The following is a 16,992-nucleotide window of genomic DNA, read 5'->3' on the forward strand; positions in this document are numbered from 1 at the left end:
GCATTTATATTAACGCCTATATGAAGATATTCGCAACGTTTATTCTTAGCTGCTTTCCTGCCTTTGCATTAATGGCACAGCAGCCTGTATTTAATCTTAATGAACAGAAAATAGATTCGCTCCTAAGCAAAACTTACCCTGCACATTTACCAGGTATTTCAATTGGTATTGTTGATAATGGTAAAATAGTTTATAATAAAAGTTATGGTATCAGCAGTATAAGCACCGGCAACAAACTCACAGCTTCTTCCAATTTCAACATCTGTTCCTTAACCAAACAATTTACCGCAATAGCCATACTGCAACTGCAGCAAAAACATTTACTTTCTTTAAATGATAAGATCAGCAGGTTTTTCCCTGGTATGAATAAAAAGCTTGCAGACGTTATTACCATTAAACAATTACTAACGCACACTTCGGGCATCCCGGACCATTACGCTTACATTAATACAAGCGGCATGCAGCATGCGTATAATATTGATGTATATAACGCTGTTAAACATGCTGACAGCACATATTTTATGCCGGGCACAAAATTCCGTTACAGCAATACTGCCTATTGTTTGCTTGCACTGATAATAGAAAAATTAAGCGGCAAAACTTATAATGATTATATGGCTGAATATGTATTTAAACCCGCAGGCATGCAGCATACGATTATTTGGAATGAGCAGGCAACAATACAAAACGAAGTAACGGGTTATGAACGCGACAGCCTTGACAATTTAATTCAATCAGGACCTGGTGAACATATATTTTTTTCAACCGAAGGTGATGGTGGCATTTATACTTCTGTTACTGATTATATTAAATGGTTTAAAGCTTTGCAATCCGGCAAAGTATTCAGTAAAACAATTGTTGATGAAGCACGCAACCTTGAATTTATAATAGACAGAAATAAAAAAAACGGCTATGGTTTTGGCTGGTTTATTGATGAGCAGGATGCAGTGCGCAAAGTATATCACAGCGGCGATAACGGCGGTTTCAGAACCTATAGTTTCAGCATACCATCTTTAAATTACCTTGTTGTAATTTTTGCCAACCGCAACGATGTGAATGTTGAACAAATCGTTCAGCAAATTATAAACATGCAGTTTCCTTCATTAAAAAACTTTACACCCATTGAGGTGCTTACTTCATAAAGCGCACAGTTTAAATTTAATCGCCGCACCATTTTCCCGTTTTGCCTCATTATTTCCGTGTTTTGCCTCATTGTTACCATAACTTACAGCTTTAAGTTTTTAATTTGATCATCGATGGTGAACAAACGATCACTAACGGTTTTACTGCATATAATTGGATGTATAGTTTTTTTAGCGTTACCGGTTTTTCTAACTCCGGATTTTCCGCGTTCGCTTAATATTTTTAGCAACAGGCCTACACAAAGAGACCTTATTGCGTATGCATTAATGGTCTCTTTTTTTTACCTGAATTTTTTTGTGCTTATACCAAAGCTGTACGTTACAAAAAAATACGTTTCTTTTTTCAGCATTGTGCTTTTGTGCTTCCTCATTATTTCGCTTACGCCGTCCCTATTCATACCTGATAACAGGAGGCCGGAAGAAAATTTTCAACCCATGCCGCCACCTGCTGTTAATAATCCCAATAATACATCGCCCGGGCCGCAAGATTCTTTAAGAAGAATGCCACCTGAAGAAATGCGCAGGATGCCGCCGCCCCAGCAGTTTAACCGTTATCTTTTTGGCGTTCTTCACTACCTCTTCATTTTTATTGCCATTGTTTTTTTCACACTTATACTAACTATTAACAACAGGCTTAAACAGTCAGAAAAAGAAAAGCTGCAGGCTGAGCTGCGTTATTTAAAGGCACAGATCAACCCGCATTTTTTGTTCAATACACTTAATACTATTTATTCATTTGCCATTGAAAGATCAGCTGCTACAGCAACAGCAGTTGTTAAGCTTTCTGCTATGATGCGCTATATAATTAATGACTCTGGTAAAGATTTTGTTTTGCTTGAACAGGAAGTAAATTATATAAACGATTATATTGAATTACAAAGAATGCGTTTTGGAAATTCTATTGATCTTAATTTCAATATCAAGGGCAATACTTCGGGCAAAATGATTGCGCCGCTGATATTGATCCCTTTTATTGAAAACGCATTTAAATACGGCATAAATGCAGAAGAAGTTTCACTGATAAATATTGATGTAAATATTGATGATAACCAGTTGCAGATGATTGTTGAAAACAATAAGGTTAAGCTTGCAAAAGCACTCGAAGAACGCACCGGCCTGGGTATGGCAAACACAAAAAACAGGTTGCAGCTTGTATATCCCGGCAAGCATATCCTTATAGTTAAAGACGCAGATAAATTTTATGTTTCACTTACATTGAATTTAGAATGATATCAGCCATTGCAATAGATGATGAATTACCTGCATTAAAAGTGCTGGAAAATTTTTGCGGGCAAACAAATTTTATCAGCCTGCTAAAAACTTTTAATAAGCCACATGAGGCTTTAAGGTATTTGCAGCAATTCCCGGTTCCGCTTTTATTTCTCGATATTAATATGCCGGCCTTATCAGGCATAGACCTGTATAAGGCAACCGGCAAAAATGCAATGGCCATATTCACAACTGCATATAGTGAATACGCCGTTGAAGGATTTAATTTAAATGCGGTAGATTATCTTTTAAAGCCCTTTACTTTTGAGCGCTTTATGCAGGCCGTTAATAAAGCACAGGATTATTACAATTATGTGCATGCGCAAAAGCCGGATGAGCAATATATTTTTATACGGGCCGATTACAGCCTTATAAAAATTAAATTAAGCGATATTATTTTTATTGAAAGCCTTGATGATTATTTAAAAATTCATCTGCAAAACCAGCGGCCGGTTGTTGCAAGGTTAACCATGAAGGTTATGCTTGAAAAACTACCCGCAACAGAGTTTATACGTGTGCACCGGTCTTATATTGTATCGCTTAATTATATTCAAACAGTGCGCAATAAAACCATAACCGTTAACGGCGTTAATATACCTGTAAGCAGCAGCTACGAAAACGAATTCTTTAACCGCTTTAACAGGTAAGTTAATAACCTCTGAATTCTTTCCTTTTACCGCAAACATTTCACCGGGGCTGGTTTAATTATAATATTTGAGTTGCATTCCTCATTTAATAAATTAAACCATTATGGAAAGAAAAGAATTTTTAAAAAGAGGCTTTACTACGGCATTAAGCATGGCTGCCATTGCACCAATCATGAAAGCCTGCTCAAAAAATGCGGATTCCGGCTCCACAGATAATACTTCAGGTTCCTGCACTGATACACCTGAAGAAACGGAAGGCCCTTATCCAACACATACACCCTCGTCATTGGTAACAAGCGATATTACCAGCGACCGGAAAGGTGTTCCGCTTTCAATAAACATTACTGTGAACAACAGCAATGCAAGCTGTGCCGCTTTGGCTAATGCAATTGTTGATATATGGCATTGCGATGCCGATGGCAATTACTCTGAATACGGAAGCACGCAAATGCAATCATCTGATTATACATCTGTGCATTTTTTAAGAGGCAGGCAAACAACAAATACCAGCGGCCTGGTAACTTTCACATCAATATTTCCAGGCTGGTACCAGGGCAGGGCAACGCATATACATGTGCACATTTACAGTGCAGACGGCACGTCTCTGCTGGTAACGCAAATTGCCTTTCCGGCAGATGTTTGCAATACTGTTTATACAACAGCTACCACCTATTACACAAAAGGTACGCAGGATACAAGCAATGCGGAAGATGATATTTTCAGAGATTCCCTTGCATATGAATTAGCAACAGTTGAAGGCAACATTACCAATGGTTATACACTTACTCATCTTATAACAGTTGCAGCATGATAGAACAGTGTGAAGCCAAAATATTTTTAGCGAAAGACCGCAGCATAACCACAACTGGCTGGATGAAAAGCTGCGCTTTATTTAAGCAGCCTGCAATTAAAAATTCATTGTACGGCAATTTTTATAATGTGCAGGATGATGTGCTTTCTTCCCGCAGAACATTAAATTTTATTGCAGAAAATGATGCTGACCTTATAATATTACCGGTAGCCGGGTCAATTATTTATAATGACAATTATGGCAACAGTGCTATGATAGAAGGCGGCAAAATGCAATATTTTTCGGTTAAGAAAAATACGCAGGTAAAAATATTTAACCCTTATAACGACGTGTTTGTAAACTTCCTGCGTATATGGCTTAAACCAGGCAGCCTGAATGCTATTATTAACACAGCTTCTTTTTCGTTTGAGCGGGAAAACAATAAAAACAAATTACTGCACCTGTTTGTAAGTTATAATAACGAACAGCAGCCTGTAAATTTTTATATTGGCAAATTCGATGGCCGTAAAGATGTGCTTCACAAGGTTTGCAAACCGGGCAATATGGTTTTTATTTTTGTGATTGATGGCGCCTTTGAAGTGCAGTACCGCCTGCTTGAAACAAGGGATGCGCTCGCTTTATGGAATGTTGACAAAGTTGATATGGAAGCATTATCAAACAACGCTGTTGTATTAATGATTGATATGCCGGCAACAGCATAATAAGCGGGCGGATAGCAATAACAGCGCGCACATCGCTCCGGCCTTATTGCGCTAAATCTTATCTTTTTGTTCAAATACTTCAAGCAAAAGCAATAGTATTTTTGCAACTGATGAGTAAAAAGAAAATAGCTTATTCTGTGCTCGACCTCGCTGCGGTAACCGAAGGTTCAACGCCGGAGCACAGTTTTAAGAAAAGCCTTAAGCTTGCGCAATACACAGAGTCTTTAGGATATACACGTTACTGGCTGGCCGAACATCATAACATGGCCAGCATAGCCAGTTCGGCAACATCGGTATTAATAGGTTATATAGCAGGCGGCACAAAAACTATCCGCGTTGGTTCAGGCGGTATCATGCTGCCTAATCATTCTTCTTTAATTATTGCCGAACAATTTGGTACGTTAGGAAGTTTATATCCCGGCAGGATTGATCTTGGCCTCGGCCGTGCACCAGGCACAGACCAGTTGACTGCAATGGTTATACGCAAAAGCAATAACCTGCGGGCTGAAGATTTTCCGCAGCAGGTAATGGAATTAAAAACGTATTTCTCCAAAGAGAACAGCACCGCCAAAGTAAGGGCTATTCCGGGTGAAGGCGTTGATATTCCAATGTGGATTTTAGGATCAAGTACAGACAGCGCCCATCTCGCTGCTTATTTTGGAATGCCTTATGCTTTTGCCGGCCATTTTGCCCCGGCACAAATGCAAACTGCTTTTAGCATTTATACAAATGAGTTCAAACCTTCGGAGCAATTAAAAGAACCTTATATCATGGCTTGCGTTAACGCTATCGTTGCGGGTACAGACGATGAAGCAAATTACCTGGCCACGTCTGCATACCAGGCTTTTCTTGGCATACTGCGCGATAAACGGCAACTGCTTCAGCCACCTGTAAAAAACATGAACGATTTATGGACTGATGTGGAAGCAGCGCATGTAATGCAAATGCTTTCCGGTTCATTTATCGGCAGCGCTTCAACTATTCAAAAAGATATACAAAGTTTTGTTGCGCAAACCGGCGTTGATGAACTCATGTTCAATGCACATATTTATGATTTTGATGCAAAAATGCATTCCTATAAACTGGTGAGTGAGGTAATGCAAAGTGAGTTTGAAGTGTAAACCGGTCCATCATTTTTAGCCAGGATATGTTACGGCCCTTTTGTCCGCTTTCCGGTTACACACTGTACGATACCGTACAATTTTTTGCTGCATCCGTTTTTACAGGGCATTAGTTTTAAATAAGTTATACAGTGGCATTGTGGTTGTTAAATAGCATTGCATAATTATCACCCGCCAATTTGATGTTGCTTTATGATAAGAAATTTTTTAAAAATAGCCTGGAGAAACCTTGCAAGAAATAAGGTTTATTCTATTATCAATATTACCGGGCTTGCCATTGGCCTCTCGTGTTTTTTGCTGATCACATTGTATGTAATGGATGAGCTGAGTTATGATAGCTATTATCCAAATGCCAAAAATATTTACCGCATTAATTCAGATATACATTTTGGCAGTTCTATCCAGCACACTGCGCAAACCAGCGATGTGATGGGGCAATTGCTTAAAAAAGATTATCCCCAGGTAGAAAGCTATACGCGCATTTATACAAATGATGGTTATAAGCTCATAAGAAAAGGAAATGATTTTATTGATGAAGCGAAAGTGGCCAATGTTGATTCCACTTTTTTTGACATGTTCCGGTTGCCGGCCATTGCAGGTGATGTGCAGCATGGACTGGATGAGCCGAATACGGTTATCATAACTGCATCGGCTGCAAAAAAATATTTTGGAACCACGGATGTTGTTGGCAAAACCATTGAAATAAGAAGCAGTAAAAATCCTTTTTATAAAATAACGGCTGTTATAAAAGATGTTCCGCATAACACACATTTTAATTTCAATTTCTTCTTTTCTATGAAGAACGTAGATTATAAATGGGGACAGGCTTCCAGCCATAATTTTCTTACCTATATACGTTTAAGGCCAGGCACAGACCCTAAAGCTTTTGAAAAAAATTTTGATGCCTATATAGAAAAATATGTGGTGCCTGATGCAAAAAGATTTATGAGCATTAACACCATTGATGAATTCAGAAAGGCAGGCAACAACCTCGAATATTCGTTGATGCCAGTTACAAAAATCCACCTGTATTCAAATCGCAGCTTTGAGATAACACCGAGTGGTAATATTCAATATGTATATATATTTTCTGCTGTTGCGCTGTTTATATTACTCATTGCCTGCATCAATTTTATGAATCTCACCACAGCGCGTTCTGCTAACCGCGCAAAAGAAGTGGGCATAAGAAAAATGTTGGGAACAGAAAGAAAAGGCCTTATATGGCAGTTTCTTTTTGAATCCACAACCATGGTTTTTATTTCACTGGCAATTGCTGTTGCTGTTGTTTATGGAGTACTGCCTTCGTTTAACAGTGTGGCCGATAAGCAAATGAACATTACAGGTTTATTTTCGCCATATATATTGCCAATTCTTATTGCATTGCCTTTTATTGTTGGGCTGATGGCAGGCAGTTATCCTGCATTTTTCCTGTCATCTTTCAAACCCGTTGAAGTATTAAAAGGCAGGCTGAAGCTGGGCAGCAAAAGCGGCGGATTAAGAAGTGTGCTCGTGGTGTTTCAGTTTGCCACATCCATTATTTTAATTGTTGGAACAATTATTATATATGACCAACTGCATTACATTCAAAACAAAAACCTTGGCTATAATAAAGAAGAGGTTCTAATAGTAGATAAAGTATATGCATTAAATAACAATAAGGAAGCTTTTAAAGATGAAGTATTAAAAATGCCCGGCGTTATAAGTGCATCTATCAGCAGCTTTTTGCCGGTTTCCGATTCCTGGAGAAACAGCCATACTTTTTCGAGGGATGCTGTGCTGAATGCTGAAAATGGCATTGAGATACAGAACTGGAAGGTTGATTATGATTATATACCAACATTGGGCATGCAAGTTATAAAGGGAAGAAATTTTTCCAAAGATTTTGGAAGCGATTCTTCAGCGGTTATCATTAATGAAACCACGGCAAAATTTTTAGGGTATGCCGATCCTATTGGCAAAAAAATATACAGCTCTGATGCAGATGGGTATGGTAATACACTAGCCTATACAATTATTGGCGTGGTTAAAAATTTCAATTTTGAATCACTTCATCAGCAAGTGGGCCCGTTATGCCTTATGCTGAACAATAATAATTATGGAGGCTCAGCTATTTTTAAAGTGAATAGCGCACACATTCAAAACCTTATTGCACAAGCAGAAACCAAATGGAAAAGCTTTGCATCCGGGCTGCCTTTCAGCTATCGTTTTTTAAACGAGTCATTCAATCAAATGTACCGTGAAGAACAGCGCGTGGGTAAAATTGCCATTATATTTTCTGCACTGGCAATTTTTATTGCATGCCTTGGTTTATTCGGGCTTGCTACGTTTATAGCAGAACAAAGAACAAAAGAAATAGGCATACGGAAAGTTTTAGGCGCAAGCGTTAATAGCGTTGTAAGCATGCTGGGTAAAGATTTTATAAAGCTGGTGGCTATTGCATTTGTATTCGCAGCGCCACTTGCCTGGTGGGCCATGCATAACTGGCTTAATAATTTTGCTTATCGTATTAATATTGAATGGTGGATGTTTGCTGCAGCAGGCGCCATTGCTTTATTAATTGCATTGATAACAGTGAGCTTCCAGGCCATAAGAGCAGCTCTGGCAAACCCGGTTGAGTCGTTGCGAACAGAGTAACTTTTGGAAAGTTCTGTTCCAAACTTTCCAAAAGTTATAATAATGAATGTTGAATAGTAATAAACAACATTAGCCTCATGCGCATTGCCCGTCGCGCATGGCTCAAATCATTTCAGCAATCACCATATATAAGTAGCCGCAGCGCCTGCTGGTAAACTGGCCAGCGCTGCTTTATCTTTGAACTTTATATTAAAGTTTACGGCTGAAGCGCCATCATTCAATACGAGCAAAACCTTTTTGCCTTCGGGCGTTTTAAAGGCTACATTATATAAACCACCTATTGCATTTGAATTAATTCTTACCGAACCCGCGGGAACAAATTTGGAAACCTGCGCAATAATATAATAAGCTACATTTCTTGTAATGCTGCCATTGATGGTTAAAGCACCTTTGCATTGTGTGCAGCCACCCGGTGTGTGCGGCCCGAAAGATGCATTATTGGCAAGGTTCCATTCAAGCGCAACGCGGCCCCAGTTATTCATTGAACCTATTACCACATTTTTTACATGCCATAAAAAATCGCCGTCAAACTTTCCTTCAGATGAGGTCCACTGTTCTGTAAAGTACACATGTTTATTTGGGAAAGCATTATGTACTGTTGATAAAGCGTTTATATCACCTGCATATAAATGAAATGCAGAGCCATCAACATATTTGGCAGCATCTGCATCGTTTAAAATAGCCAGCGGGTATTCCGGTTTATCACAGTTATGATCATAAACAATTATTTTGGTATTGATATTTGCTGCTGCAAAGGCAGGCCCGAGATTATTCTTAATAAAATTAGCCTCATCGCCGGCAAGCATCAGCATGCTTGGGTTATTGCCCGGATGCAGCGGTTCGTTTTGTGGCGTAATGGCATCTATCGTTATACCTTCAGCTTTCATAGCCTGTATATATTTCACAAAATATTTTGCATATACATCGTAATACTTTGTGTACAGGCTGCCGCCTTTTGTATTGTTGTTGTCTTTCATCCAGGCGGGCGCACTCCAGGGTGTTGCCAGTATTTTTATAGATGGATTAATAGCAACGATTTCTTTTAATAAAGCAATAAGTTCTTTATCGTTTTCAAGGCTGAAGTGCTCAAGGTTTACATCGCCGGCCACATCATCATAACTAAAAACGTCAGCATTTAAATCTGATGCGCCAATGCTGATGCGGAGATAGCTTATGCCCGCAGAATTTGATTTATTACCAAACAATTCCTGTAGAAGATTTGCTTTAGCAGTTGCATCAAGCGAATTGATAGCCTGCGCGCTGCCGCCGGTTAATGTATAACCAAAACCATCAATGGTTTGATAGGTTGTTGTACTGTCAACTGTTATGGTTGAATAGGAATTCGTTGGTGCATTAAATGCTATTGAAGGTTGCTGCAGCAGTAAAACAGTTTGATCGGCTTTTGTTAGCCAGACGATGGCTGAATCCGGGTTAACCGCCGGTGGTTGCTCACCATTATTTGAATTAGTGTTTTTAGAGCAACCTGTAAAAGTTAATGCGGCCAATAATAAAAAAATATTCATACGCATATATTTAATTTAGTTTTTAATTGGCGTGCCGGTTTTATAAAATAATAAGCTGTTATTGTTCCTGGCAATTACTAACAGCTTTTCTCCATTAACCGTGTTCAGCCATTTTATATCGCGGAACTCTCCCTGTACATCGGGTAATATCGCTTTGGTAATACTAGTTTTTTCATCCAGAGAGAATATGGTTGGAAAAAGCGCATCATACCTTCCTTCATAAGGCATGGTTCCATAAAAGTTACCTCCGGCTATATACATATTACCGGGCAGTTGCGCAAAAGCAAATACCGGCGCCTGCTGTAAATCTTTGTTCAAATCAGCTTTTATAAACCCGCCTTTACCATCATTTATAAAACATGCAGAGCCTAAAGTTTCTGCTTTCAATTCAGTATAATCTTTAAATAAATCATAGAAAATATAATCAACCGTTTTACCGGCTACTTCCGCGTATGTTGAATAATATTTTTGCAGCACAGGCATAACTTTCTCCAGTTGGTCTTTTGCAAGAAATGTATATTCTTTCCCATCAATCGTATAACATAAAAGCTGTTCAACACTGCCATTCATATCAAAATCTTTCACATATAGTTTTACCGGGCCATTCTTACCCGCCCATAGTTTTGAATTATATCCCCAGTTGCCTGCAAGAATATCTGTGTTGCCATCTCCATTCACATCTGCTGCAAAAACTGTTTGCCATAAGCCGGTTGAATGCGCAATATCTGCTGCTGTAAATTTCCCATGATCATTCATAAAAACTTTTACCGGCATCCATTCGCCTGTTACAACCAGGTCTGCCCACCCATCGTGATTAAGGTCGGTAAATTTTGCCGATGTTACAACACCAAGGTTGAGCAGCTTTATTGTTTCATAGCCTGCTTCTGTAAACCTGGCTTTGCCATCATTTAAAAAAAGAAAAGAGTTTTGCGGAAGTCCAAAATCATTCGCCAGCGTACTTTCAATGGTACCAATAAAAATATCCGAATCGCCATCATGATCAATATCAGCAATTGCAACACATGATTTGTTGTACAACTTCTGCACCACAAAATCAGTCTTCTTTGTAAAATTGCCTTTGCCATCATTCAAATACAAACGGTCTTCCAGCAACTGAGGTGAATTACCTTGCGGCTTTCCGCCACCGCTTATAACAAGCACGTCTTTAAAGCCATTATTATCCGCATCGAATATTACGGCATCCATATCCTCGTATGCAGCATCACGATTGAATATCGCCGTATCAGCAGCTTTAAATGTTCCGTCTTTTTGCTGCACCATCATGGCGCCTGCATTGTTAGCTGCCCCGCAGGTATAAAAATCATCAAGGCCATCGTTATTAATGTCGCCCACCGCAATCTTTGGCCCGCGGGTACTTTCTTCATGCGGAATTAAATACTGTACGCTAAAATCAGAAAAGTTATCTTCCCTGTGTTTCCAGTTGCAGTTAACCTGTGCTGTAACATCTTCAAGCATTTGTTTTTTAGGAGAGAAAAATATGTTGTACTCAAAAGAATCAGCAGCATTTTTTTCTGCAACAATCAGTGGTTTATTTGCTGCAACATTTTTGATGAGCTGGTATTTTTGATTGGGCCAAACTATTAAAACGCTATCAATAGTTTTTACGGCATCTAACCCAAAATGCAATTTTGTATCGCAGGAAGATTGAAAGCCCCTTGTAAGTATTAATTCGCCATACTGCATTTGATTTATATGCATGCCTATAGAATCTGTGTGCGTGAAAACGTATGCTTTTGCACCTATTCCAAACTTATTCATGCTTTCTCCTTTAAAAGAGATATTGAGCACATTTTTTTTCTTTGATGTGTTCTTCAGTACAACAGCAGGCGAATTAATGCAGTTTATAACAAGATCAAGATTTCCATCACCATCAAGATCTGCATAAGCAGCACCATTATAATATCCTTTCATTTTGCCAGTGCCCCAATCATTGCTTACATCTTTGAAAGAACCGCTGGCATCGTTCTTAAAAAGAAACGGGTGCGATGCACCGTCGGGCATTTTTTCTATAGAAATTTTATCATAAGCATCAGAGGTATTACGGTCTGTTTTTGTTGAAAGATCAGAGATAAATTTTATATAATCCAGGTCGAGTGTACGCTTCACAATGCCGCTTGAAATAAACAGGTCTTTGTTGCCATCATTATCAAAATCTGCAAACAATGGCGCCCAGCTCCAGTCTGTTGCTGCCACACCTGCCATTAAAGCCTCATCGCTAAAACTTTCACCCTTACCATTATTTTTTTGCAGGCAATTTCTTGAAACCTGCTCCTGGTAACCATTTGACCTTATCTTGAAATTATACAATTCAACACTCTCATCGCTGCCATACATCTTCACTGTTTTTTCGTCGGGCGGCAACATGTCAACTGTCACAACATCAGGTTGCCCGTCATTGTTATAATCGGCAATATCATTACCCATGCTAAATCGTGAATAATGCCCGAAGTGTTTTGCACCGCTTTCCGTAAACGTGCCATTACCGTTATTGATATAATAATAATCGTTCTCATGAAAATCATTACCAATATAAATATCGTCCCATCCATCATTATTCATATCTGCAACAGAAATGCCCAGGCCATAACTGATATCGTTTTGATAAATGCCAGCCAACCTCGAAACATCCGTAAACATTCCTGTTGTGTTTATATCATTTCTGTATAAACGATCACCTGCTTTTGAATCAATATCATTGCGATGGCTCGTATCAGCTATATACGTGCCCGGGTTACGCTGTGACTGGTTTAGAACATAACAATCCAGGTCGCCATCATGATCGTAATCAAAAAAGGCAGCCTGTGTTGAATAGGCCACTAATGCTAATCCATATTTCTCCGCGCTTTCAGTAAAAGTGTTATTTCCGTTGTTTATAAATAGTTCATTCCTTCCTTTTAAATGATGCTCGCCGGTCATGGCGCACACATAAATATCCAATAAGCCATCGCCATTCACATCAGCCATCGCAGCACCGGTGCACCAGTCTGAAGTGCCCGCCACGCCTGCTTTCTGAGTTATATCTTCAAATTCAAAATCGCCTTTGTTCAGGTATAGTTTATTACCTGCATGATTGCTTGCCGTAAAATAAATATCAGGTAAACCATCATTGTTTATATCACCAATAGATACACCGCCGCCATTATAATAATAGAGATAGTATAATATGCCGAAAGCGCGATGTTCTTCAGGCTTATTTACAAAACTGATATTTGTTTTTGATGAGGGTAATTGCTCGAAAACACTGCCTGAATTTTTACAGGCTGTTATCGATGCACTTATTATAAGTAAGATAATAAAACTGTTTCTGTAACTTTTAAAAGTCATTTGTTGTTATGATTTCTTCTTTACAGAAGATGAATTTTGTTCTATAAATTTTTTTGTTTCATCGTTATAGATAGTAATGTAATGCGTTCTCATTTTTGCGTTCACTGTTTGCTTGTTTTGCAGTATGAAAGAAATTGAAGTTGATTCCTGCAAGGGCATGTGGCAATCAATACAATTATTCTTTACAACAGCATTTGATAACCCTTCTATTTGTTTATGTTGGCCCGTATGGCAACTCATGCATCGCTTCGAAAACAACGATGCATTCCCTGCCTCATTTTTATGCGGGTCATGACAAGTGGTACACGTCATCGTTTTACTTAACTGAAAACATTTGCTCGCCGATAAAATGCCCAACTGGTTGCCGTGCACATCCATTAAACCTGCATTTCTTGCAGCATCACTTATTGAATAATATTTATTCAAACTGTCGCCTGCAACAAATTGAAAAGGGTTCCTTTTTTCTTCCAGGCGGCCTGCATGACAAACACCGCAAACATCAAGTGATTGTGGTTTTGAAAGTTTATCTGGATTGATAATAAACATACCAATTGAATCATTCGGATGTTTTGTTTCATAAGCAACATGCTTTGCAGCAGGGCCATGACATCTTTCACAGCCAACCGTTAAAATCATTTTGGTTGAATCAAATGCAGGCGGCACATCAGGATTATAATTAATAGCTTCAGCATAAGTGCTGTGGCATTCGAGACAACGCGTGGTAACAGGCCTGTTGAAAATGATAGGCGACAAAGGATAACCCGGGCTGTTTGCCCATTGATGCACTTGTGTGAAATAGGAAACCGGCAGTTCTATAATATGATTGCCGATCCAGGATAAAAAAGTTTGCCCGTTTTTACCAGAACCGATTACAATATCAAACCTCCTGTTTACCACTTCTTTATTGTTGTGATAATAAACCTGGTAGAAACTATCGTTGCGTTTTTCAAGCTTTACAATTTTTCCGGCATCATATTGAAAGCTGTTTTTGCCGGGAATAAAACTGCCTTTTATGGTTTGGGCCGAAGCTGTTTGCGAAGTATAAAAATGAAATGAATTAAAATAGTTTTCTGTTATCTCTTTATGGCAACTGGCGCATGTTTGCGAACCTGCAAACTGATTAAAAGTTACAGTATCAATAATGCTGTTTGATGCAGTTTCCTGTTGTTGATTATTTTTATTTTGATCGCTGATACATTTTGAAAAAATGGTTAAGGCTGTTATAACCAAAGCGCTTATAAGAAAGGTTCTTTTATTTTGAAAGACTTTAATCATTATGCTTATCAACAAAATTAAAAAGCTGCTTTTTTACAGCAGCTTTTTAATCAACAAAGAGAAAATATTATTCTTTATTATCGTATAAACTTTTGATATCCGCTGCGGAAAGCGCCTCGCTATATAGCCTGAACTGATCAATAGCGCCGTTAAAATTGCCCATCCATGTTTGGCCAATATCCTCTGGTGTTTTGCCCAAGGCATACATGCCAGGGCCGCCTACAACAAGGCCTGCGAGTGAAGAAAAATCTAATTTACCACCATTATTATTGAATTTCCCAAAACCGTCTGGTAAATTGGTTGGCGTGGCGCCATCAACATACGGGGTAAGCGTTGAACTTGCTGAATCAAAAACAAATGCAAGATGATGCCAGTTACCATCTAAAACATGCGGCATTCTTTTATCAATATCGGATGCTTTTATAAATTCAAACCACTGATCATTCAGATAAAATTTAGCAGCAGCAGAATCTTTCGAGCTTGGGTTGCCTGCATCTTCAAATTCCAGGAAAATATCCTGGGCGGTCCAGATATCTTTAGAGGTTGCGAAGCCGAATGCAAACGTAGTGCCGCCACCGGCTTTATTAGGCCCATCTTTTTTTATCCAGAAAGCAATTGTAAAACTGGTTGATGTATTAAAATCATTGCCTGAAGGATAAACAATGTGACCATCAGCATCTGCATTCATCGCCTGGCCGGAAACGCCATCAACATAAGTTACATTAGTGTTTGTGCCAAAATTTGCTTTTGTACTGTCAACATTTGTTCCATCTAAAGCAATGAAAAATTTCAGTGGCCCGCCGGGAGGATTGGCATCTTTGGGATAATCGCCCAAAGGCGGCTGTTCCATTTTCTGGCAACTATTCATAAATAAGCCAATTGAAAAGAGCAGCGCAATATTTCTTATAATGATTTTCATATTAATAATCATTTTAAATAGTATTAGTAATTCGGATTTTGAACCAGCACGCCGCCTGAAAGATCAATAGCAGGCTGTGGAATCGGGTACCAGGCATTCCTGGATTGGTAACCCAAAGCGCCCAAAGCACTTTGTGCATCACCCCATCTTACAAGATCATAAAAACGGTAGCCTTCCATTGCAAATTCCCACCGGCGCTCATTTTTGATTGCCGTGCGCATCTGGCTTTGGCTTGTAAATGGAATAGGCGGAAGTGCATTGGGGTCTGAGCCTGAATTTCTCGCCCTTGCCCTTACCTGCTCCAGCATGGCAGCGGCAGTAGCGCCATCGCCCAATTCGTTGGAAGCTTCTGCCATCATCAGCAATACATCTGCATAACGAAGGATACGGTGATTGATCCAGTCTGCAGCGCCGGCATTATTTACCTGCCCTGTATAGGAGCGCATGGCAGGATCGGAGTACACTTTTTTATTCCAGTAAGGCTGGTCGAGAAATCCTGACTTACCGAGCGAATCTTTATTATAGGGCGGGATGGTAGCTCCATAACCACCTTCACCAGAGCCACCGTCGAATTCACCTGAATATAAAACTGTCATATTCTTCCTCGGATCAGCAGCACTCCAGTCGTTAACAAGGTTCTGTGTAGGTACATTCCAGCCCCAACCGAGGTTCCATTCAACAGAAGCGCCACCCTGCCGTATATTTTGGGAAGTGCCCCAGGCAACGCCATAATTAGGCGTTCCGTTTTGGCCTATCAAAGCCTGCATTTCAAAAATTGACTCTTTACTGTTTTTACCGGCGCCACTCAGCCCATCCTTCCACACATCATAAAACTTTGGCAGCAGGGCATATTCACCTGAAGCAATTACTTCCTGGCAGAGCTCTTTTACCCGTTGCCAGTTTTTTCTGAACAGGTATGTTTGCGCCCACAAAGTTTTGGCAGCTCCGCTTGTTAAACGGCCGGGATATTGGGAATTGCCCTGCGCATCATTCCAGTTTAAAGGCAGGTACATGGAAGCGGTATCAAGGTCTTTATCAATCTGCGCATAAATATCATCCACCTTGGCCTTGGGCCTGATACCATCGGCGGGGTTTGTATAGTAGTAATTAAGCAGCGGCACTTCGCCATAAGCTTTTACCAGTTCAAAAAAGGAGTATGCCCTGAAAAAATAAGCTTCGCCTACATTCCTGCGGGATGCTTCATCCGTTACCCCAAGAGAATCGGCAGAAAACAGCTCCTTGTTTGCCAGGTAAATCATGGTATAATGATCATTCCAATAAGTAGTAGTAGCCCAATCGTTCTTGGTATATTGAAATGTTTCAAATTCTGCATTTATTTCCGCGCCATCCGTTTGGCTGCTTCCCTTTTGTGCATCATCATCGCGAATGCTATGAAAGTCAAGCCAGGGCAAAGATGAAAAACCTGCGAGGCTTCTTAAATTACTGTATAACCCAAAACTTTGCGCTTCGAGTGTGCCCTGCTTCAGGTCATCGTAAGTTGCGGACAAAGGTTTCCTGTCAAGAAATTTTTTACAGCTACCCAATACAACGCTTGTCCCCAGGGCAATTAAAACAATATAAATATTTCTCTTTTTCATATTAATG

At 39.5% G+C, this 16,992-nt stretch carries 12 protein-coding genes; 7 read left to right on the forward strand and 5 right to left on the reverse strand.

From position 1 onward, the window contains the following. Window positions 1-20: 20 nt before the first annotated feature. From BM015_RS10165 to BM015_RS10195, 7 genes are all read left to right on the forward strand, one after another. Window positions 21-1,142: a serine hydrolase domain-containing protein gene (locus BM015_RS10165; protein ID WP_090657946.1), complete on the forward strand. Its 1,122-nt coding sequence runs from the start codon at window positions 21-23 to the stop codon at window positions 1,140-1,142. 114 nt (window positions 1,143-1,256) lie between these two features. Further along, window positions 1,257-2,372 carry a sensor histidine kinase gene (locus tag BM015_RS10170; protein WP_090657948.1) on the forward strand — a complete coding sequence of 372 codons (1,116 nt, stop codon included), beginning with the start codon at window positions 1,257-1,259 and terminating at the stop codon, window positions 2,370-2,372. After that, window positions 2,369-3,058, forward strand: a complete 690-nt coding sequence (locus BM015_RS10175; RefSeq protein ID WP_090657950.1) for a LytR/AlgR family response regulator transcription factor — start codon at window positions 2,369-2,371, stop codon at window positions 3,056-3,058. Before BM015_RS10170 ends, BM015_RS10175 begins: the two co-directional genes overlap by 4 nt. Before the next feature lie 103 nt (window positions 3,059-3,161). Then, entirely contained in the window at window positions 3,162-3,869 is a 708-nt protein-coding gene (locus BM015_RS10180; protein WP_090657952.1) for a dioxygenase family protein, read from the forward strand. Next, window positions 3,866-4,570 carry a pirin family protein gene (locus BM015_RS10185; RefSeq protein ID WP_090657954.1) on the forward strand — a complete coding sequence of 235 codons (705 nt, stop codon included), beginning with the start codon at window positions 3,866-3,868 and terminating at the stop codon, window positions 4,568-4,570. The genes BM015_RS10180 and BM015_RS10185 overlap by 4 nt, the downstream gene beginning before the upstream one ends. 110 nt (window positions 4,571-4,680) lie before the next feature. Continuing rightward, complete coding sequence (locus BM015_RS10190) at window positions 4,681-5,691, forward strand: LLM class flavin-dependent oxidoreductase (RefSeq protein ID WP_090657956.1); 1,011 nt, start codon at window positions 4,681-4,683, stop codon at window positions 5,689-5,691. Between the two features lie 192 nt (window positions 5,692-5,883). Then, window positions 5,884-8,325: an ABC transporter permease gene (locus tag BM015_RS10195; RefSeq protein WP_090657958.1), complete on the forward strand. Its 2,442-nt coding sequence runs from the start codon at window positions 5,884-5,886 to the stop codon at window positions 8,323-8,325. Window positions 8,326-8,444: 119 nt separating this feature from the next. Here BM015_RS10195 and BM015_RS10200 read toward each other — a convergent pair whose 3' ends face one another. From BM015_RS10200 to BM015_RS10220, 5 genes are all read right to left on the reverse strand, one after another. After that, complete coding sequence (locus BM015_RS10200) at window positions 8,445-9,848, reverse strand: glycoside hydrolase family 30 protein (protein ID WP_090657960.1); 1,404 nt, start codon at window positions 9,846-9,848, stop codon at window positions 8,445-8,447. A 15-nt stretch (window positions 9,849-9,863) separates the two neighbouring features. Next, window positions 9,864-13,193, reverse strand: coding sequence for a VCBS repeat-containing protein (locus tag BM015_RS10205; RefSeq protein ID WP_090657962.1), 3,330 nt, complete (start codon window positions 13,191-13,193; stop codon window positions 9,864-9,866). Window positions 13,194-13,199: 6 nt separating this feature from the next. Continuing rightward, a complete protein-coding gene (locus BM015_RS10210) occupies window positions 13,200-14,468 on the reverse strand; it encodes a multiheme c-type cytochrome (protein ID WP_090657964.1) in 1,269 nt (422 codons plus the stop codon). Window positions 14,469-14,535: 67 nt separating this feature from the next. Further along, window positions 14,536-15,387 (reverse strand): LamG domain-containing protein, encoded by an 852-nt coding sequence (locus BM015_RS10215; RefSeq protein WP_177191872.1) that lies wholly within the window; start codon window positions 15,385-15,387, stop codon window positions 14,536-14,538. A 23-nt stretch (window positions 15,388-15,410) separates the two neighbouring features. After that, window positions 15,411-16,985, reverse strand: a complete 1,575-nt coding sequence (locus BM015_RS10220) for a RagB/SusD family nutrient uptake outer membrane protein (RefSeq protein ID WP_090657968.1) — start codon at window positions 16,983-16,985, stop codon at window positions 15,411-15,413. Window positions 16,986-16,992: the final 7 nt, after the last annotated feature.

The organism is Parafilimonas terrae (assembly GCF_900115755.1).
Taxonomy (GTDB): domain Bacteria; phylum Bacteroidota; class Bacteroidia; order Chitinophagales; family Chitinophagaceae; genus Parafilimonas; species Parafilimonas terrae.

Excerpts from the sequence above, each read along its gene's own strand:
- BM015_RS10165 (WP_090657946.1), top strand. The coding sequence starts at position 21 with ATGAAGATATTCGCAACGTTTATTCTTAGCTGCTTTCCTGCCTTTGCA.
- BM015_RS10170 (WP_090657948.1), top strand. The coding sequence starts at position 1,257 with ATGGTGAACAAACGATCACTAACGGTTTTACTGCATATAATTGGATGT.
- BM015_RS10175 (WP_090657950.1), top strand. The coding sequence starts at position 2,369 with ATGATATCAGCCATTGCAATAGATGATGAATTACCTGCATTAAAAGTG.
- BM015_RS10180 (WP_090657952.1), top strand. The coding sequence starts at position 3,162 with ATGGAAAGAAAAGAATTTTTAAAAAGAGGCTTTACTACGGCATTAAGC.
- BM015_RS10185 (WP_090657954.1), top strand. The coding sequence starts at position 3,866 with ATGATAGAACAGTGTGAAGCCAAAATATTTTTAGCGAAAGACCGCAGC.
- BM015_RS10190 (WP_090657956.1), top strand. The coding sequence starts at position 4,681 with ATGAGTAAAAAGAAAATAGCTTATTCTGTGCTCGACCTCGCTGCGGTA.
- BM015_RS10195 (WP_090657958.1), top strand. The coding sequence starts at position 5,884 with ATGATAAGAAATTTTTTAAAAATAGCCTGGAGAAACCTTGCAAGAAAT.
- BM015_RS10200 (WP_090657960.1), bottom strand. The coding sequence starts at position 9,848 with ATGAATATTTTTTTATTATTGGCCGCATTAACTTTTACAGGTTGCTCT.
- BM015_RS10205 (WP_090657962.1), bottom strand. The coding sequence starts at position 13,193 with ATGACTTTTAAAAGTTACAGAAACAGTTTTATTATCTTACTTATAATA.
- BM015_RS10210 (WP_090657964.1), bottom strand. The coding sequence starts at position 14,468 with ATGATTAAAGTCTTTCAAAATAAAAGAACCTTTCTTATAAGCGCTTTG.
- BM015_RS10215 (WP_177191872.1), bottom strand. The coding sequence starts at position 15,387 with ATGAAAATCATTATAAGAAATATTGCGCTGCTCTTTTCAATTGGCTTA.
- BM015_RS10220 (WP_090657968.1), bottom strand. The coding sequence starts at position 16,985 with ATGAAAAAGAGAAATATTTATATTGTTTTAATTGCCCTGGGGACAAGC.